Raw genomic sequence first — 19,673 nt, 5'->3', positions numbered from 1 at the left:
CCGACCACCGTGGTCGGAGGCGCACCGATCTCGGTCAGAAACCCACCCCGCCCGTCCTCACGCCGCCCGGTGCATCGCGGCGCCGACCAGGACCAAACGCAGGGTGCGTTCGGTGGCGTCGGTGATCAGTTCGGCGGCTCTGGCGATGGCCTCGGTCAACTCGACGGGGGCGGCCAGGATGCCTGCGAAAGCGTCGATGCCCGCCGCGTAGTTGTCGCGGGCTCCCCTTCCGATGGTGCCCGCTAGGGCGATCACCGGTTTGCCGTAGGGCTTGGCCCGCCGGGCCACCTCGGCGGGCACCTTTCCGCGTGGTGTCTGGAAATCGATGGCGCCCTCGGCGGTGATGATCAGGTCGGCGCCCGCCAGGGCCGCGTCCAGGTCGACGTGGTCCAGGAGCACCTCGAACCGGGGTCGGAGTCGGGCGCCGAGCACACCGGCCAGGCCTGCGCCGAGGCCGCCGGAGGCGCCGCTGCCCGGTGCCGAACCGAGGTCCCGGCCGCAGTGTTCGGCCAGTACCGAGGACCATTGGTCCATTGCGGCGGCGAGTCGTTCGGTCTGTGCCGCGTCGGCGCCCTTCTGCGGTCCGAAGACGCGGGCGACGCCTGCGGGTCCGGTGAGCAGGTTGTGTTGGTTGCAGGCCAGCACGATGCTCGTCTCGGCCAGTCGTGGGTCCAGCCCGGTGACGTCGATGTGGTGGACCTCGGTGAGGTTCGCGCCGCCCGGACCGATCGTCCGGCCTTCCCGGTCGGTGAGTCGCACGCCGAGCGCCTGGAGCGCGCCCGCTCCCCCGTCGCAGGTTCCGGAGTCGCCGCAGCCGATCAGGATCTGCCTGCAACCGTGGTCCAGGGCGGCGAGAATCAGTTCGCCGACGCCTCGCGTGGTGGTGCGTCCGGGGTCGCGGCATTCCCTGGGCACCAACCGAAGGCCTGCCGCCGCCGCCATCTCCACCACGGCCCGGCGGGGTCCGGGGCCGCCGAGGATGGCGAAATGCGCGTCGACGGGGGTGCCCATCGGGCCGGTGACCGTCATCGGGATCACGGTGCCGCCGGTGGCGGCTGCGAGGGTGCGCGCGGAGCCCTCACCTCCGTCGACCAGCGGGATCGAATCGACGATCGCGTCGGGAACCACGCGGCGCACGCCTGCGGTGATGGCTTCGGCGACCGATTCGGCGTCCAGGGATTCCTTGAAGCCGCTGGGAGCGACGACGATGCGCAGGGGCGCCGAACCGACTGTGATGGACATGGACTTTCTCCTTGTTGTGCAGGGAACCCGGTTTTCGGGGCGGCACCGGGTGAGTTCGGGGTGGGCGCGGGCCGGTCGGCGCCGATGGGTCGGCGCGCGGTGGACCCGGCGGGATGTCACCGCAGCGGGAAACCGAGGTAAGGCCAGACGAACCAGGCGAACGCGGTCACCAACGCGGCGAGCAACGGGGCGAGGAAGATCGACAGCCGAAGCAGGTCCCGACGCTCGAATCCCGGTGTCTCGCCGAGGTCGGCGAACATGGCGACCGGTTTGGCCGAGGACGGCAGGGTGTGGCAGAACCCGGCGGCCGCCGTGGAGGCGAAGGCGATCGCCGCCGGGTTCAGGCCGAGAACGCCCGCAGCGGGCACCAGCAGCGGAATCAGTACCGAGGAACGCGCCGAACGCGATTGCAGCACGAGGTGGGCGGCGACGCTGATCAGCACCACGACGATGAGGAAGACCAGGGCCGAGTCGCCGTCGGTGGCCAGGCCGCCGAGGGCGGCGGCGGTCAACCAGCCTGCGGCGCCCGAGTCCAGCAGCGCGGCGCCGAGCACGGCCGTCGCCGACATGAAGATCAGCAGCGACCACGGCACCGTGCGCAGCGCGGCGCCCAGCGACACCATGCCGATCCGAGGGGCCGCCACGGCCAGGGCGCCGATCAGGGCCACCACGGCCGGTTGCACGCCGTGCAGATCCTGTGTGCACCAGGCCAGTACCACCACGGCGGTGATCGCCAGGCTCAGCTTGCCTCGCTTATCGAGACCGGGCGCGGTCTGGCCTGGGACCGAGGCGGCCAGCTCGGCGGCGCCGATGTCGTCGAGCCGGATCCGGCGGTCTGCTCTCCTGGTCATCAGCAGCAGTACCAGTTCGGCGGCGAGGTGCGAGCTGACGACGGCGAGCGGAAGCCCGGCCAGCAGCCAGGCGCCGAAACCGATGCCGGTTCCGGTGGCGGCGCGGAGGACCTCGACGGTGATCAGGTGGGCTCCGGCGCCGGTCAGCGTCGCCACCGCCGACAGCAGGATCACGGTGGGGATGACCAGCGACAGGGCGCGGATCACCCGCTCACGCTCGGGAAGTGCCTTGGCCAACGCCAGGAACACGGGCAGCGCGAGGGCGGCCCGGCCCGAGGTGGCGGGCACCAGCAGCGCGCTGACGACGAGGGCCAGCGTGAGCAGGTGCACCAGGCCACGCACGGTTCTGGCTCTGGCCAACAAGAGCACGGCGATCCGGGCGGGCACGCCGGCCTGGGTGAGGCCTGCGGCGAGGACGAAGGCGGCGATCAACAGCCAGATCACCTCGCCGCCCAGCGCCCCGAACAAATCGTCGGACTGCAGTACGCCGATCAGGGTCAGCGAGAGCGCCGCCGTGAGCGCCACGAAGGCGTCGTCCCAACGGGTGCAGGTCCACGCCGCGACGGCGGCGGCGAACACCACGAGGGTGATGCGGCCCTCGGCGGGCAGCCCCGATTCCGGGCCGGGGAGCAGCACGTACAGCAGGATCAGCGCGGTGGCGGCGGCCGCAGGCCCCAGCAGGGCGCGGAGGCGGCGCGGCCGGGCGGGCCGGGCGTCGCCGGTGGCCGATGCGGGCGGTCCGAGAGCACTGCTCGTCCGCGCGACCGGCCTCGGGGGCGGTGTCGTCGCGTAGTAGGTGAGCGGTGGGTCTCGGTCGCAGTCGTCGGTCACGTCGACCACTGTGTGGCTGCGGACTGATGTCAGAGTGAACAGATCATGAAAGACTTTTCATTCATGTTCTGCGCGGCGGCCCGGCCCGTTCGCGGCCGCGCGACGGGTCCGAGGAGTGCGGTGCGAGACGCTGACCGGCGGGCCCACACCGCTTCGTCGACAACGCGTCCACCAGCCTAGCCGGCAGCGCCCGACCGCTTCTAGTGGAAGCGGTAACCCATGCCCCGAACCGTGATGATCCGTTCGGCGCCGAGCTTGCGGCGCAGGGTGCGCACGTAGACGTCCACCACGTTCGACCCGGGATCGAAGTCGTAGCCCCAGACATGGGAGAGCATCTGCTCCCGGGACAGCACCTGGCCCGCATGGCGGATGAACAGCTCCAGCAGGGCGAACTCCCGCGCCGTGAGGTCCACCAGCCCGCCGGGCAGCCGGGCCCGCCTGGTGCGCAGGTCCAAAGAGAGGTCACCGGCGTGCAGCACCGACAGATCCGGCGCCCGCTCCACCCCGCGCACCCGGAGTCGCACCCTGGCCAGCAGTTCCTCGAACCGGAACGGCTTGGTCATGTAGTCGTCGGCGCCGCCCTCCAACCCGGCCACCGTGTCGTGCACGGAATCCCGGGCCGTCAGGATGATGACCGGGATGGTGATCCGGCCCCGGCGCAGCGATTGCAGGACGTCGAAGCCGTCCCGGCCGGGTAAACCGATGTCGAGCACCATCAGATCGTGGTCGCCCGAGGTCGCGGCGGCCAGCGCCGAGGCACCGTCGCCGACGACGGTGGTGGCGAAACCGTTCGCCCGCAGGCCCTTCTCGATGAAAGCGGCGATCCGCGCCTCATCCTCGGCGATCAGTACGCGGGTCATCGTCGGTCTCCCTCGTCATGCGGTGGCTGGGCGCCGGGCTCCTCGTAGGGCTTCGCGGGTAGGGACAGACCGAAGGTCGCGCCGTGGCCCGGTTGGGAGACCAGGTGTGCGCTGCCGTGATGCGCGTCGGCGATCGCCTTCACGATGGCCAGTCCCAGTCCGGCACCGCCTGCTCGGTGCTCGCCCGCGCCCCTGGCGAACCGTTGGAAGATCCGCTCGGCGTGCTCGGCACGCACGCCCGGCCCGGTGTCGGTGATCCAGAACGAGGCGGTCTCCTCGGTCAGCGCGGAGCCGAACCTGATCGCGGAGCCCGGTTCGGTGTGTGCGGCGGCGTTCTGGGCGAGTTGCAGGACCGCCTGCGTGGTGCGTTGCGGGTCGATCCACGCCTCGCCCTCGCCGATGGACTCCAGGATCCAGCGGCGGTCGGCGAGACTGCGCAGCTTGTTGTCGATGTCGCTGCTCAGCTCGGGAATCGAGGTCCAGGACGGCGTCACGAAATCGGGCTGCTCCGAACGAGCCAACAGCAGCAGGTCGTCGACCATCCTGGACATCCGGTCGAGTTCGTCGGTGCAGACCCGGATGACCTCGGCGCGTTCGACGGGGTCGTCGCCCAGGAGTTCCAGGTGGCCGCGCACGATGGTGATCGGCGTGCGCAGTTCGTGGCTGGCGTCGTCGAGGAACTCCCGTTGGGTTCGGAAGGCCCGTTCCAACCGGTCGAGCATCGCGTTGAACTGCTCGGTGAGCGCGGCGATGTCGTCGCGTCCGTGCACCGGCAGCCGGTGAGTCAGGTCGCGTTCGGTGAGCGCGGCTGCGGCGAGGCGGACCTCGCGGACCGGGGCGAGGATCTGCCCGGCGACCAACCAGCAGATGCCCGCGCCGGACAGCAGCGCACCGGCACCGATGATGGTCAACGCGCGCAGCGTGGCGTCGGTCTCCTGTAGGGAGGGTTCGACCAGGTATCCGGTGATGAACCAGGCGTCCACCGGGTCGGTGTCCGCAGCGGCCGGGCCTCGGGTGCCGACCTTCAACCAGCGCAGTTCGCCCGCCGCGATCTCGACGCTGCCGGAACCCGCCGGGGTGTCGATGATCGAGCGGAGCAGTTCGTCGCTCAGCGGGACGTCCCGCATCGACTCGTGGGCCTGCCGCGAGGCATCCAACCCGTTGGGGCCCTCGGTGACGCCGATCAGGGTCTCGTACTCGTCGGGATATTGAGCGCCGAGGTAGAGATCGAGCAGTTCATCGGGTTCGGTGATGATCGAGCCCGCGCGATCGCGGCCTGCGGCGGCGAAGGCGGCGTACTCCTGCGATTCCTGCGCCAGCACCCTGGTCACCTGCTGGTCGATGTTGTTCAGCAGCAGCTGACGCACGACCAGCACGATGGTGATCAACCCGGAGGCCATCACGAGCACCAGCCAGGCCATGATCCGCACCCGCGCGGAGGCACCTCGGGCGCGCGGCCTAGGCGTGGGATCGCCGTCGGTCCTCGGTGTCGCGGCGGGTGGGCCGATTTCGCGGGCCGGTTCCGCCCGGTTCGGTTCGATGCCTGCCGAGGTGCCCGCCGAGGAGCCTGTCTGCGACGGCGCTGCGGTGGTCGGCCCGTCAGTCATCCGGGTCGTCGTCATCGTCGTCGTCATCGTCGTCATCGGGCTCGTCGAACTCGTCGTCGTCCCAGTCGTCCGCGTCATCGTCGGCGTCCACCGGAGGTGGTGGGGGCGGCGGCACGGCGGCGGACGCCTCGTCGGAGTCGTCGCCGGGACCCGAGTCCTGGTCCGAGTCGGCATCGGGGTCCGGGCCCGCGCCCCCGGACTCACCCGGTGAGTTCTCGGTGGTGGGGGCGGGGACGGTGTGCGACTCGCCTACGCGGACGACGGCGGGGCTCGGCGACGGCTCAGCGGGGCCGTCGAGCAGTTGGATCGCCGCCACCGCGCAGAGCGGTAGCGCGAAGGCGGCGACCAAGGCGAGCACCGTGGAGGAGCGGCTCATATCCGGACCCTCTCAGATCCCGGACACCGAGCACTGAAATAGACATGAAGAACTTTTCATTCGCGCAGGCAGCCGCCACCGGGTGCGGAACGCCAAGGAGGGAACCTCCGGCACCGGCTTCCCCTGCGCGTCTGCCCCGGCAGGCAGCCGACTCGGCTACCCGTTCCGGGGCCTGGGCCCGCACTGCGGTCACGGCACGGGATCGCCCAGGGCCGGAGCCGTGTCGGGGATCGGGATCGCCGACACGCCTGCCGGGCGCCGCCCCTCGGTGATCCAGGGCACCACCAACTCGGCGACCTCCCGACGGGCCTCCACCAACAGTCGATGGCCCTGACCTGGGAAGGTGACCGTGACGCAGTCCGGCAACAGCCGTTCGAGCGGGTCCGCCCGGTCGGCCAGGTCCGACTCGGCGCCGTACAGGCCGAGCACCGGGACCGGGAAGGCGGCGAGCTCGGACTCGGTCAGATACGGGCCGCTCGGCAAATCCTCGGTCAGTGTGGTGTCCATCACCAACGCCCGCATCGATTCGCCCTGCCGCCGCCCGACCCGGCCACGGTCCCTGGCGAACTGCTCCAGCGAATCCGGTGCATGAACCGTCTCGCGCGCGCCACGCACGGCCGCGCGAATCCAACCCTCCCAGTACCGACTGGGCGGCTCGGTCTCCACTGCGGTGATCGACAGGACTCGCTCCGGGTGGTCGGCCGCGTAGCGGAACACCACCGTCCCGCCGAAGGAGTTCCCGACCAGGTGGATCGCCCGGTCCTGCCAGCCGAGAACCTCGATCACGCCTTCGAGATCGTCGACGAAATCGACGAGCCGGTAGCCGGTGGCCGGGCGTTCGCTGTTGCCGTGACCCCGCAGGTCGTACATGGCGACCTCGGCGTCCGCCGCGACCAGGGGCGGGGCCAGCGACAGGTAATAGCTGGCGAGACTGTCGATCCCCAATCCATGCACGCAGAGCACGGCGGGCGACTGCGGTCGAGGAACGGCGGGGCGCAGCAATTCGAGGTTGCAGCCCAGGCCGCGCACGGTGGTCGCCGCCATCAGTGCTTCTCCTGTGCAAGCTTGGACACGATGTACTCCACCAGTGATCCGACGGTGAGCGCCTCGATGTCGCACTGCTGGAATCCCACGACGAGGTCGAGGAAGTCCACGTCGTCGTCGTAGCGCATCTTGAGCCTGCCCACGACGTTGATCAGCTCGACGCTGGCGATGGCCAGGTCCTCACGCAGATTCGTGGACATGATGATCTCGTCGATCTCGGGGTCCACCCGGGGGCAGGCAGCCGCGATGACCGCGATCACCTCGGTGAGCACCCGGGTCTCCTCGACGGCAAGTCGTCCGGTCATTCATCCTCCTGGACAGTCCAGGCCACCACGTAGCGATCGCCCGGCTGATCCGGTCGTTCCGGGCTCGCGGCCTCCACCGAGGTCGTGCGCACCCGGTAGGTACGGGGAACCATTCCGCCCGGCACGGTGACGGCCAGATCGCCGTCCGGCCGGGTACGCACCGAGAAGCGGCGGGGCCCGCCCGCCAATCCGATGCCCTCGGCCTTGCCCGCCGCTTCCTTCGCGGTCCAGAACCGGGCGAACCACAGGTCCGTCGACTCCCCGGTCAGTCCCACCAGGTCGGCGAGCAGGCCACGTTCGGACGCGTCGAGGGCCAGCTCGATCGTCTCGGGCGTTCGGGGCGCGACCTTCTCCACGTCGATGCCCACCCCGCCCGATCCGGGCACGGCGATGGCGACGGCGACCGTTCCGCTGTGCGCCAAGGAGATCGACAGCTCCGGCAGCACCCGACCGTGCAGGCCGGTCACCCTCGGCCTACCCGCAGCGTCGTGATAGATCCGCAGTTCGGCGGGGTAGAGACCGGTCTCGCCGGGCAGCTCACGGAAATCGCGCCTCGGCGAGGCGATCGCGCCGGGTCCCTCCCACAGCAGTGCCCGCACCGCGTCCTTCGCCGCCAGCCGCCCCAGCAGCCAGTGCCGTCTGGCCCGCGCCGGGCATTCCCGATACTCGGCGCGCTCCGCAGCGGCGAGCATGCCGCCGAGCACGAAATCCCGGGCGGCCAGGCCGGGCCAGGACTCCCGCAACAGCACCCAGCCCGACCGCTGCGGAACCGCCACGGTCAGCTGGGTGGGATTCTGCAGGGCCGCCAACACCCGGTCGGCCGGGAAGAAGATCCGATTGCGCCAGCCGATGATCTCCACGATCACCCGCCCCGCCACCGACAGTCGGATGTCGCCGACGACATCGGCATCGCTGATCGAGGTGACCGTGACCAGGCAGTCGACGGCCGTTCCCGGCGCGGGCGGCGGCCCGTGGAATCGGATCGCGGACACACCCATCGGCAGTGCGAGCGCACACACCGCCGGGCTGCGTTGGATCCAGTAGCCGAACAGCTGGCCCGCGTTGTCCAACAGCACGCCGGGCACATCCGAGGCCTGGACCACGCCTCGGACATGCCGGTCGCCGATACCCGAGACCGCACGCACCTTGGCGAAGATCGGTCCGTGGAACATCAGCCGCCGGGAATAGAGCTGCTCGGCGGTGTGCCAGGACGGATGCTCGGCGGAGCGGTCGATCTCGGGCGCGGGTGGGGAGTCGGGCAGCCGATCGGCGAGGGTGACCACCGCCTCGGCGTGGTCGCCGACCTGCACGCGATAGCGATCGGCACCCAGGGGTGTCGCGATGACGCGCACCGAGGTGGTGGGCACCGCAGTGAACCAACGTCGCAGCAACAGGCCACCGACCTCGGTGACGACTCGGTGCGGTACCGCCCGTTGGACGAAGTCGACGATGTGGGCCACGACGCCGGTCGCGGGCATCACCGGCATTCGGTCGCTCGCGTCCGGCCAACCGGGCCGTTGGTCGTAGAAACTGTGATCCCGCAGGTGCGGCATCGTGTCGAGGGACACGGTGAGCGTGGCGTGCACCTCGCCGTCGACCCGGTCCGGCGTCGTCGGCGGTTCGTCGATCTCCAGTCCGCCGATGCTGCGGCCCTGTTCCGGGACCAGCGCGGTGCGGGCTGCGATCGGAACCGCTTCGTCGGCGGTGTCGGCGACGGCCGCCTCGGTCTGCGGAGCCGGGAACACCTGGTGCGTCGTCGGGTCGAGGATCGTGGGCGGTGCCTCGGAAATCGGCGCGAGCCCACCGCCCTCGGCACGGTCGACGGGGACCTCGGCGGCCGGATTCGGGCCGGTGGCCTGCGGCCCAGCGAGCTGCGGTGCTTCCGCGACCAGATCGGCGGCGGGCTGCGGGATTGCCGCAGCGGTGGTGTTCGCACCGTCGACCCAGTCGGCCGCCCACTGCGCGGACTCCTCGATCTCGCCGAGCAGGGCGAACAACTCCCGCGAGGACGCCGTCGTCCCAGCGGATCGTCGAGGCGGTGCCGGCAGCCGGTCGGGCCCGGACGGCGGGACACAGCGACCGAGGACGGCGCGAATCCCGACGCGATCGGCCTCGGGCAGCACCAGCGGGTCGGGGCCGAAGCGAAGCCGGACCGGCAGCGTCCCGCGATCGGCCGACTCGCGGGCCGAGGCGGGTTGCCACCCGTCGGCCCAGAGCGCCGCGCGGATCCGGCGCCGCCCGGCGCGGCCGTCCCGACCGGCCTGGTGCGCGGAGATCGTCAGGTGTTCCCGGTCGCCGAGGATGTCGTCGATCAACGCGGGCACCTGGCCGATCCCCGGTTGGATGAAGGCACGGATACCGGCGGCGTACATCGCCTCCACCAGTTCGGTGAAGCGCACCGGTTCCACCAGGTGTCGCAGGATCAACTCCCGCTGGCGCTGAGCGTCGGCGGGGAACGGGGCCGCCAAGGTCGCCGACCACAGTTCGGTTTCGGCCGGTCGCAATGTGGTCTGCGCCAACTGGTCCTCGAAACGGGCGGCCAGCGGCGCGAACATCGGAGTGTGCGCGCCGGAGCGCACCGGCAGTTCCCAGGCGATCACGCCACGGTCGCGGCAACTGCGTACGAAACGGTCGGCGGCGACCGCAGGCCCGCACACGATGCTCTGCCGGGGGCTGTTATCGTGCGAGATCACCAGTTCCGGGTGCGCGGCCAACGCAGCACCCACCTCGGACACCGAGGCACCGACCAGAACGAACGTGAGATCCAGCAGCGGATACTCGTTGTTCTGGGCCGTGGCGAGCATTCGGGCGGTCACCGGCCGATCGATCACGCCCGCGCTGGCCATCGCGTTCCACTCGCCGAGACTGTGGCCCGCGATCGCATCCGGGACCACCCCGGCCGATCGCAGCTGTCGGTCCAGCTCCAGGCCGAGGCTCAGCACCCCGAAGACCGGTTGCTCGCCCGCATCGGTGTCGGTGTCGAAACCGGCCTCGGATTCGCTGTCCAGACCGGGGAAGACGAACGCGAGTCGGCCGCCGGCCTCCGGGCTCAACAGCGGCGCGATGGTGAACCAGATGTCGTTGCGGCCCCGCCAGGATCGTCCCGAGGCGACGACCCGGCGGGCGAAGCCGAGTCGTTTCGGGGTCGGATCGACGACGGCCAGCCTGCACCGTCCCGGTGCGGGCGCATCCTCGGCGAGACCGGCGGCCAGCACGTCCTCGTCGGAAGCGGTCAACAAATCGGCCAGTTCCGTCGGATTCGCGGCCGCCAGCCGAAGAGTGCGTTGCGAGCTCTGGGCGAGATCGGCGTGGCCAGGGTCGCCGGGCGGGGCCTGTTCGAGGATCACATGCGCGTTGATGCCGCCGAAGCCGAAGGCGTTGACCGCCGCCCTTCGCGGCGTTCCGGCAGGCGACTCCCAGTTCAAGGCCTCGGACAGCGACCGGAAACGGGTGCGCGCCAATGCCGGGTGCGGTTGTTCGCAGTTCGGTGTCGGCGGCAGCACCCCGTGATAGACGGCCAGTGCCGCCTTCACCAGACCGGCGATCCCGGCGGCGGGCAGGGTGTGCCCGATCATCGACTTCACCGAGCCGAGCACGCCCGAGCCGGCCGGTTCGGCGCCGAAGACCTCGGCGAGGGTGGCGAGTTCGGCGGCATCGCCCGCCTCGGTCGCGATGCCGTGGGCCTCCAGCAGACCGACCGAGTCCGGAGCGCGGGGATCCAGCCCGGCGGCCCGCCAGGCCTCGGCGAGCGCACGGGTCTGGCCGTCGACGGAGGGTTCGGCCGGGCCGCCCGACGTGCCGCCGTCGCCCGCCACGCCGATGCCCCGGATCACCACGTAGACGCGGTCCCCGTCGCGGCGCGCATCGGCCAGTCGCTTGAGCACCACGATTCCGGTGCCCTCGCCGATGAGGGTGCCGTCGGCCCGTTGATCGAAGGGCCGGGTGCACTCGCCGGGCGACAAGGTCCGCAGTGGGCCGAGAACACTCCAGAGGGTGGCATCGTGCAGCTGGTGCGAGCCACCCGCGAGCATCAGGTCACAGCGGTTGCGGAGTAGTTCCCCGACGGCGTGGTCGACCGCGATCAGCGAGGAGGCGCAGGCGCCGTCGACGGTGTAGGCGGGTCCTCGCAGGTCCAATCGGTGCGCGAGCTTCGCGGCGGCGGAAGCGGGAAGCACACCGGTGGGCGGCGATTCCGGTTGCCCCGCCCCGAAGTGGTCCCGCAGCCGGGCCACCGCCGACTCATCGAGCTCCGGGAACACCGCGTGCAGCGCGGCGGCGAACTCGGCGGGCCGGTGGAGGCGGTTGCTCAACTCGATCAGCTGCGGGCTCGGAGCGGAACCGGTGCCGAGCACCACGCCCACCCGGTCGCGATCCGGCACCGCCTCGGGGCCCCCGGCGTCCCGTAGGGCGTCGGCGGCGACGCCCAGCGCGATGAGCTGGTCCGGCGCGAGATCGGCCACCGAACAGGACGGCAGCCCGAGGCGGGCCACCGCGATCTCGGCGAGATCCAGGAACCCACCCCGACGGTCCGCCCGCGCGTCGGCTCGGTCCGCACTCCGGGCGTCGAGGCCGCGCCGCGCCTCGGCGATCGATCCGGTGGCGTCGAGGCCCGCCACCAGGTTGCGCCAGTAGGCGTCCAGGTTCGGCGCCTGCGGGAACAGCACCGCCATTCCCACCACGGCGACGTCGTCCGAGGCGACGGTCATGGGTTCACCCAGCCCTGCGGCGTGTACAGCACCGAACGCACGGTGGGGTCGCCCCACAACAGTTCCCGGACCATGGCTCGGACGCCTGCCTCCGGGTCGATCAGGTCCAGGCCCAGTCGCGCGTACTGCCTGCCTACCTCGTCGGAGACCATGCCGGGATGCTCGCCGAGCGGCGCCCACGGTCCCCAGTGCAGAGTGAGTGCCCGCGCGCCGGACTGCCGGGCATAACCGGCGCCGAGGACCTCCAGCGCGTCGTTCGCCGCCGAGTAGGCACCCTGTCCACGGCTGCCCAGTACCGCCGCGACACTGCCGAAGAACACCACGAACCCGGGCGGGTGCGGCAGTCCGGACAACGCCGAGACCAACGCGGTCGCGCCACTGACCTTCGTGTCGTACACCCGGCGCAATGACGCGACCGAGGTGTCGGCGAGCAACCGGTCCTCGATGGTGCCCGCCCCGAAGACGACACCGTCGATGCGGCCATACCGGGTGTGCAGTTCCTTGACGAGTTGCTGCACCGCCTCGGCGTCCAGGACATCCAGCTGGTGGTAATCGGCCTCGGATGCAGGCCCGCGCAGCTCGGCCATCGTCGCCTCGACCTCGCGGCGGGCCAGGATCAGCCGCGCCGAGGCGTCGATATCGGCGGGCGAACCGGTGGCCCCGGCCGATATCAACGCGGCACGCAGTCCCGGCAGATCCGTGATTCCCAGTGTCGCCTGCGATTCCGGGGCCGTGGCCCGCGCGGTACGCCCCGCGACGTGCACTCGCGCCCCGCCCGCCGCCAGCTCCACGGCCATCCGGGCGGTGATGCCCCGGGCGCCGCCGATGACCAGCAGCACGGCGTCGGAGTCCAGACCCAGCATTCGGGCCTCGCCTGCGGGCTCGGTGCCCGGGCCGCCGCCCGTGGTCGCGGTCAGGCCGAGATCGGCGCGGATGGGCAGCTCCGCGCGTCGAAGCGTGTCATCCAGCCGGATCACCGAGGGGTCGGTGCGGCGTTCGCTCAACAGCTCGGTCAGCACCGAGACCGCCACCCGGTCCGGCGCGGCGGCCGGGTCGACCTCGATCAGGCGGACGGTGGTCTCGGCGTACTCCCTGGCCACGGTGCGGATCAGGCCACGCAGGCCCGCCGCGCTGGCCGTCGCCGCCATGCCGCTCGCCTCCGCGTGGCTCAGGACGGCGAACCATTTGAGCGACCGGGTCAGCGAACTCTTGATCGGGCCGAAGAGATCCGGCAGCACCGGGTCCTCGGCGTCGAGGCCGTCCAGCCGGACGACCCCGTCGAAGCTCGATTCCGCCGCGTCGTCGAACTCCTGACGGGCGGAGGACACCGACACCTCGCTGCCGTGGCGCTCCAACAGCCCGCACAGGGCATCGCGCACCGCCCCCGGCTCGCCGAAGACCGCGAAGCGGGTGCCCGCCAAGGCCGATGGTTCGAAATCGTCGAGTGCGGCCAGTTCCACGGCACCCCAGACGTGCCGCACCGGCTCCCGCCCCACCGGATTGGTCCGGCTGGCCACGACACCCGCCGGTTCGGTCTGGGCGGGCTCGATCTCCGGTTCCACGGTGGTCGGTCGGCCATTCGTGTCGGACCGTGGCGCGGCGGCTGGACGCCCGCATCGGTCGGTCAACCAGCCCGCGATCGCCATCGTGGTCCGGGCCTTGGCCAGCTGGTCGACCTCGTCGTCGGGCAGCGCTGCGGTATCCAACCCGAGGCGGGCGATCAGCTCGCCGGCGATCTCGGTGCGCTTGATGGAGTCGATGCTGAAGTCGGATTCCAGATCCAGATCGGGATCGATCAGCTCGATCGGGTATCCGGTCCGTTCGCTGATCACCGCGAGCACCACGGCGTGGATGTCCACCGGCTCGTCCTCGGCGGGCGCGGCGTCCTCGGCGCTTGCGCTGTGCGGCGCGGGCGTGTCGAGTTCCGGCGAGGTCGGCGCCGAATGCGTCGTCGCGGTGCTCTCGATCGCCTGCGTCGGGGGCTGGTGCGCGGCGGCGGGCGGTTCGGGTTCCGGCTCCGCCTGCACGGTCAGGGCCGGACGCGCGACCGTGGCGGGCCCGACGACGGGCGGCGCCGAGGGGCGATCGGTCGAGCCCGATCCGAGGTAGGTCATCAGCACGTCGCGTTGCGCGGCGAGCAGTTCTCGGCTGGACCGCAGGAAATCGGTGACCAGTCGTTCGGCCTCGCCGGGGGAATCGCTCTCGCGATGCATGGTGATGACGTCCTCCTGGATGGGCTGGGCGGGCCGGAGCCCGCCGGGAAGGTGGTGTCCTTGCGCGGTTCGGACCGACCTGCCGTCCACGACCCAGCCGAGGCGCGGCGGCGGGGTGTCGCCGGTCGCCTGTCCCACCCGACCGCCGCCGAATCGGCTGGTACGGCCCGCGGATCGGCCGTTCTGGCCGAGGACGGTGGCGCCTCGGCCGCTGAGCAGCCGATCCGAACGCACTCCGACGCCTGCGATCGCCAGCCGCGCCAACATGTCCAGGAAACCCGGGAGTCCCGGGCGGGAGTCCTCGCAGGACACCACCAGGTGTGGGCGACCGCGCAGGATCGCGGCGGCGAGCCTGGTCAGCACGTTGCCTGGTCCCGCCTCGATGAAGACCCGTGCGCCCGCCTCGTACATCGCCACGATCTGTTCGGCGAAGCGCACCGGGGAGGTCAGGTGCGCGGCGAGCTCACCGCGCACGGCCGAGGGATCGGCGGGGTAGGGAGCGGCGGTGCGGTTGGACCAGACCGGCACCTCGGCCGGTTGGAACTCGCGATCGTGCAGTGCGGCGGCGAACTCACGGCCCGCCGCGTTCATCAGCGGGCTGTGGAAGGCGCCCGCCACCGGGATGTGTCCGGCACCCAGCCCCGCCGCTCGCAGGGCCGCGACGGCGTGTTGCACCGCCACCACCGGTCCGGAGACGACGACCTGAGTCGGCGAATTGTGGTTTGCGACCACCACGTGATCGCCGAGTCCGGCCGCGTCGAGCACCGAGGCCGTCTGCGCGGCGCCCGCCGACACCGCCGCCATCGTTCCCGCCTCGGCCTGTACCGCGCGCGACACCGAGGTGGCCCGCTGCCGGGTCACCGTGACCAGTTCGTCCGTGGTCATTACCCCGGCCGCGCACAGTGCCACCAGTTCGCCGTAGCTGTGCCCGGCGACCATGTCGGGGTGGATACCGAGCCGCTCCAGCAGCTCGGCCACCAGCAGGCCGGTGCCGCCGAGGGCCTGTTGCGCGACGGTCGTCTCGGTGACCGCCCGGCGCTGGGCCAACTCGGAGGACTGATCACGGGGCGGAGCCGGATAGACGACGCCCATCACGTCGGGCACGCCACGCAGATGTCGTTGCAGTTCGGGGAACGCCATCAGCAGCGGGGCGAGCATCCCGGGTCGTTGGCTGCCCTGACCGGGGAACAGCAACGCCACCGAGGGAGCCGGATCGCCCGGTTCGGCGCCGAACTCGAATTCGGCGGCGCCGGGGTGGCCGCCTGCGGGCTGCGCGGAGTCTCCGTTCTCGGCGTGCCGCCTGCTGCGGGCCCGGAACAGGCCTGCCGCCGGATCGTGCTCGCCCGCGAGGGCACGGCCCAGCAGCACGGCCAGTGCGTCGAGATCGGTGGCCACCAGGGCCACCGCCGCCGGGAGACCGGTCCGCTCGTGGAGGTCGGCGGTGGTCGCCGCGAGGTCGCGCAGGCGCCACGGCCTGCCCGCCCGATCGTTGACCTCCAGCCGTTCCCGCAACAGGCGCAGTGCCCTGGACAGGCTCGCGTCGTCCGCCCCGGCGAACAGGAACAGCTCGGCGGGCCATTGCGCGCCGCCGGAGGCGGGTGGCGTGCCGTGCTCGTCCGCCCGCAGGACGGCATGGAAGTTGATGCCCCCGAACCCGGCCGCGCTCACCGCCGCGGCCCGTCCTGCGGCGGCCACCGGCCACGGCCGCGCCCGACCACTGAGGACGAAGGGGCTGGTCGCCGAGTCGTAGGCGACGTTCGGCGTCGACACGTGCAGCGTCGGAGGCAGCACCCCGGTGTGCAGCGCCATCGCCGTCTTCACCAGTCCGGCGAGCCCGGCGGCGCACTTGGTGTGGCCGATCTGCGACTTGACCGAGCCGAGAGCCGTGCCGCCGATCCGCGCTCCCGCCGAGCGGAACACGTTGGTCAGCGCGGACAACTCCGCCGCGTCGCCCGCCACCGTGCCGGTGCCGTGGGCTTCCACCAGGCCGATCTCGGCTGGCGACATCCGAGCCTGCGCGTAGGCGCGACCGAGCGCGTTCTGCTGGCCCTCGGCGCGCGGCGCCGTCAGCCCCAGCGCCCGGCCGTCGCTGGCGCTGCCGACCGCCTTGATCACCGCGTACACCCGGTCGCCGTCGCGTCGGGCATCGTCGAGACGTTTGAGGACCACACAGGCCGCGCCCTCGCCGAGCACGATCCCGTCGGCGGCGGAGTCGAAGGAGCGACACCGTCCGGAGCGCGAGAGCGCGCCCACCGAGGCGAAGTGCAGGTAGTCACCGATGCCGTTGTGCACGTCGGCGCCGCCGCACAACACGATGTCGCTGGTCCGCTCGATCAGCTCCTTACAGGCCACGTCCAGCGCGGCCAGCGACGAGGCGCACGCGGCGTCGACCGCGTAGTTGGTCCCGCCCAGGTCCAAGCGGTTGGCGATCCGGCCCGAGACCACGTTGGACAGCGTTCCGGCGAAGGAATCGCCGGTCAGTCGGGGCAGTGTGGCGTCCAGTTCGGCGGGCAGCTCCGCCAGATAGGACGGCAGCAGCGCACGCAGCGCGTTGGCATTGGCCAGATCACCGCCGGAGTCGACCCCGAAGACCACCGAGGTGCGACCACGGTCGAACTCCCTGGCGCCGAAGGCATCGGCGAGCGCGGCCTCGGCGACCGTCAGGGCCAGCAGCTGGGCCGGGTCGATACTGCTCAGCGCGGCCGGTGGAATTCCGTGCCGCAGGGCATCGAAGGGGATGGGTGGCAGGAAACCACCCCATTTGGACGGCGAGGTGCCGTCGCCTGCGGTCGCGTCCGGGCGGTGCAGTCGGGTGTGATCCCACCGCTCGACGGGCACCTCGGTGATGGAATCGCGCCCGGCCACGATGTTGGCCCAGTAGCGATCGAGGTCGGGGGCCTCCGGGAAGGCGCAGCCCATCCCGACGATGGCGATGTCCAGCGGCCGGGGCGTGGGGGTGGACGTCGGTTCGCGCCTGGCACGACGGCCGGCGGCCTGTTCGCGGCGGAATCCCTCCGCGTCCGAGGTCACCGCTCGGTGCAGCTCGGCGATCGTGGTCGGTCGGTGCCGCAGCACGGCGGCCTGCCCCGCCATGAACAACCCGTCGCGCAGCTGTTCGTCGGCGTCGACGGACACGACCCCGGTCTCGACATGCCGGGTGCTCTTCGCGGCGATCCGCAGTCGCCCGACGTTGAGCGCCTCCAGCTCGGCCCAAACCTGGCGTTCGGGAACGCCCTGCGCGGTGAGCCTGCGCCGCAGATCGTCGAACTCCGAGGTGAAGGGACTGGCGAGCGCGCGGGTGACGTGTCCCGGCGCGGTCTCCAGCAGCTCGGTGCGATCGGCGGCCAACACCTGCCGCTGGAACAAGGGCGTGATCGCGCCGTGGGCCACCGCCTCCTCGGTGCAGAGGTACGCGGTGCCCATCAGCACCCCGACCTCGACGCCGCACGCGGTCAACGGTGCCGCGAGCGCCGCGACCATCGCGGCGGATCGCGCGTCGTGGACGCCGCCCGCGAAGAGAACCGCGACATCGGCGGGGCGCAGCCTGCCCGCATCGATCTCGCTGCGCAGCACGTCGATCTGCGTCTCCCACAGGGGGAAGCTGTTGCGCGGACCGATGTGGCCGCCGCATTCGGCTCCCTCGAACACGAACCGGCGGGCGCCTCGACCGAGGTACTGCGTCAACAGCGTCGGCGATGGCACGTGCAGGAAGGTGCGAACGCCGAGTTCCTCCAGTTCGGCCGCCTGCGACGGCCTGCCGCCCGCGATGATCGCGTGGCTCGGCCGGATATCGGCGATCACGTCGATCTGCGCGGCCCGGACCTCGTCCGGCACGAAGCCGAGGATTCCGACGCCCCAGGGTCGATCCCCCAGCGCGTCGCGCGTCTGTTCCAGCACCGCACGGCTCTGCGCGCCGTCGGCCAAGGCCAGTGCGATGAACGGCAGTGCGCCGTGGGCGGCGACGGCCGCGGCGAAACCGGCCTGATCGCTGACCCTGGTCATCGGCCCCTGCGCGATCGGCAGCCGTGTCCCGAAGGCACCGTCGGCGTGGGTGATGCGGCTGGCGGGTGGGGCCAGTGCGGCCTCGGCGGCGGCGGATCGCACCGCGCGCACAGCGGTGCCGACATCGCCGTAACGGGCCGCGAAGGACTCGGCCAACCCGCCGTCCTGGCCGATGGGCACTGCGCCGGGTGGCAGTGCGGCGCGACCGGTCCCGTCGTCGGACCGGGCGGGCCGCTGCGCGGCGGCCGAGCCGGTGTCCGCGGTCGGCCGCCCCGTCGAGAGCGCGGGCAGGAACCGCCTGCCGTCCTGGTAGACCGACTCCGAGCCGTCCAGTCGGCGCAGCCTGGCGGCCGTCGCGGAGCTGGGTTCGGCTTCCGCCAACAGCGCGAGCTGGATGTCGAGGACGACACCGGTCGCGCCGGAGGCGAGCACGGCCGCGGCGGTGCGCGGGCCGATACCGCCGCACACCCACAACGGGAGTTCGAGGTTCGACTCCGCCAGTAGCCGTTGCACCAGGACGAAGGAGCTCAGCTCGCTGACCCGGCCGCCCGCCTCGTTGCCGCGCAGGACCAGACCGGCGGCCCCGGCCGCTGCGGCGCGGTGGGCCCCGGCGACCTCGACGACCTCGGCGAACACCCGAGGCGGCCGAGCGGCGGCCGGGAATCGCTGCAACACCTCGACGTCGGCGAGCACCAGGTCGGCGCCCGCAAGTAGCCGGGGATCCGATGGGGTCTCGTCGGTGATCCGCACGCCCCAGGCTCCGGCCGACCAGTCTCGGAGCTTGGCGAGTTCGGACCGCACCCGGCCGGTGCCCGCGCCGAGGTCGAGGACGCCGACACCGCCCGCCCGGGTCACCGCACTCACCAGCCGCGCACTGGGAGCGTCGAAAGGGGTGACCCCGATAACCACTGTGTCGTCGTCAAGCACTGTTTCAGACTCCCGCCGCCCGGCGTACTTCGTTTCCCGTTGCCCCTGGCACGGTCCACCGAGTCGCGCCGGGTTACACCGGATTCACGCCGGAAAGTCCGGCGGTTCCGAAAAGTACTCGACGGCAGATTCAGAACACAAAATTCTGCCTCAACTGCCACTCAATCGGGTGATTGTCTGTGATACCCGGCGCTGGCGATGGCCGATAACCACGGCGTTTATCCGCGTCAGGCCGAGTTTCGGCGACGCCGACGCGGCGATAACGAGGTCGGTCGCCAGGCGGCGTTGCGGCGCGCGGCGAAGCCACCCGAGAGAACCGACACGCCCACCTAACAGGCAAGAAAGCGCCTTCCGAAAGAATGTCTCGGCGCGCTTGTTCGGAACTGATATCGACAAACGTCGCAATCATTCCGTGATCGGGCAAAGTGGTATTCACGGGGGTGTTCGTCGGCGACTGTTACATGGTGGTAGTGGGGTACGCCGCCGGTACGGAAGCGCACGTGCGGTCACACCATTTCCCTCGTGCTCGGATACCCGACCCGGAAGGCACTTCGCGGCGCTGTCCGCCACGAGAAGCCTCCTCGGAACGGCGCCTGATGCCCTCGGGCGGGCATGGCCGCATCGGGCCCAGCTCACCGACCGCTGGAAGTCAGGCGTTGAGTCCGGTCAGGCCAGCCGTTACGTTGCGAGTGGAAAGCGGTTTCCCACA

General features: G+C 71.5%; 9 protein-coding genes. All 9 read right to left on the bottom strand.

What is annotated here, in order from left to right:
* Window positions 1–57 precede the first annotated feature (57 nt).
* The 9 genes from BKA25_RS08890 to BKA25_RS08850 all read right to left on the bottom strand — a co-directional run bounded on the left by BKA25_RS08890 (window position 58) and on the right by BKA25_RS08850 (window position 18,901).
* Window positions 58–1,242 carry a glycerate kinase family protein gene (locus BKA25_RS08890; protein WP_084643228.1) on the bottom strand — a complete coding sequence of 395 codons (1,185 nt, stop codon included), beginning with the start codon at window positions 1,240–1,242 and terminating at the stop codon, window positions 58–60.
* 116 nt (window positions 1,243–1,358) lie between these two features.
* Window positions 1,359–2,924, bottom strand: coding sequence for an SLC13 family permease (locus BKA25_RS08885; protein ID WP_084643230.1), 1,566 nt, complete (start codon window positions 2,922–2,924; stop codon window positions 1,359–1,361).
* Between the two features lie 200 nt (window positions 2,925–3,124).
* Window positions 3,125–3,784 (bottom strand): response regulator transcription factor, encoded by a 660-nt coding sequence (locus BKA25_RS08880; protein ID WP_069850667.1) that lies wholly within the window; start codon window positions 3,782–3,784, stop codon window positions 3,125–3,127.
* Window positions 3,781–5,391: a sensor histidine kinase gene (locus BKA25_RS08875; RefSeq protein WP_084643744.1), complete on the bottom strand. Its 1,611-nt coding sequence runs from the start codon at window positions 5,389–5,391 to the stop codon at window positions 3,781–3,783. Before BKA25_RS08875 ends, BKA25_RS08880 begins: the two co-directional genes overlap by 4 nt.
* Window positions 5,384–5,767, bottom strand: coding sequence for a hypothetical protein (locus tag BKA25_RS08870; protein WP_069850669.1), 384 nt, complete (start codon window positions 5,765–5,767; stop codon window positions 5,384–5,386). Before BKA25_RS08870 ends, BKA25_RS08875 begins: the two co-directional genes overlap by 8 nt.
* Window positions 5,768–5,956: 189 nt before the next feature.
* A complete protein-coding gene (locus BKA25_RS08865; RefSeq protein WP_069850671.1) occupies window positions 5,957–6,811 on the bottom strand; it encodes an alpha/beta fold hydrolase in 855 nt (284 codons plus the stop codon).
* The gene (locus tag BKA25_RS08860; RefSeq protein ID WP_069850673.1) at window positions 6,811–7,116 is read right to left on the bottom strand and encodes a hypothetical protein; all 306 of its coding nucleotides are present in this window, start codon (window positions 7,114–7,116) and stop codon (window positions 6,811–6,813) included. The genes BKA25_RS08865 and BKA25_RS08860 overlap by 1 nt, the downstream gene beginning before the upstream one ends.
* The gene (locus BKA25_RS08855) at window positions 7,113–11,822 is read right to left on the bottom strand and encodes a type I polyketide synthase (RefSeq protein ID WP_069850674.1); all 4,710 of its coding nucleotides are present in this window, start codon (window positions 11,820–11,822) and stop codon (window positions 7,113–7,115) included. Before BKA25_RS08855 ends, BKA25_RS08860 begins: the two co-directional genes overlap by 4 nt.
* The gene (locus tag BKA25_RS08850; RefSeq protein WP_216637893.1) at window positions 11,819–18,901 is read right to left on the bottom strand and encodes a type I polyketide synthase; all 7,083 of its coding nucleotides are present in this window, start codon (window positions 18,899–18,901) and stop codon (window positions 11,819–11,821) included. Before BKA25_RS08850 ends, BKA25_RS08855 begins: the two co-directional genes overlap by 4 nt.
* Between the last annotated feature and the right edge of the window lie 772 nt (window positions 18,902–19,673).

The sequence above is a fragment of the Actinoalloteichus hymeniacidonis genome, assembly GCF_014203365.1.
Taxonomy (GTDB): domain Bacteria; phylum Actinomycetota; class Actinomycetes; order Mycobacteriales; family Pseudonocardiaceae; genus Actinoalloteichus_A; species Actinoalloteichus_A hymeniacidonis.
The sequence above is the reverse complement of the archived record's forward strand: the minus strand, read 5'-3'. Positions and strand labels throughout refer to the sequence as shown.

Excerpts from the sequence above, each read along its gene's own strand:
- BKA25_RS08855 (WP_069850674.1), bottom strand. The coding sequence starts at position 11,822 with ATGACCGTCGCCTCGGACGACGTCGCCGTGGTGGGAATGGCGGTGCTG.
- BKA25_RS08860 (WP_069850673.1), bottom strand. The coding sequence starts at position 7,116 with ATGACCGGACGACTTGCCGTCGAGGAGACCCGGGTGCTCACCGAGGTG.
- BKA25_RS08880 (WP_069850667.1), bottom strand. The coding sequence starts at position 3,784 with ATGACCCGCGTACTGATCGCCGAGGATGAGGCGCGGATCGCCGCTTTC.
- BKA25_RS08865 (WP_069850671.1), bottom strand. The coding sequence starts at position 6,811 with ATGGCGGCGACCACCGTGCGCGGCCTGGGCTGCAACCTCGAATTGCTG.
- BKA25_RS08875 (WP_084643744.1), bottom strand. The coding sequence starts at position 5,391 with ATGACTGACGGGCCGACCACCGCAGCGCCGTCGCAGACAGGCTCCTCG.
- BKA25_RS08870 (WP_069850669.1), bottom strand. The coding sequence starts at position 5,767 with ATGAGCCGCTCCTCCACGGTGCTCGCCTTGGTCGCCGCCTTCGCGCTA.
- BKA25_RS08890 (WP_084643228.1), bottom strand. The coding sequence starts at position 1,242 with ATGTCCATCACAGTCGGTTCGGCGCCCCTGCGCATCGTCGTCGCTCCC.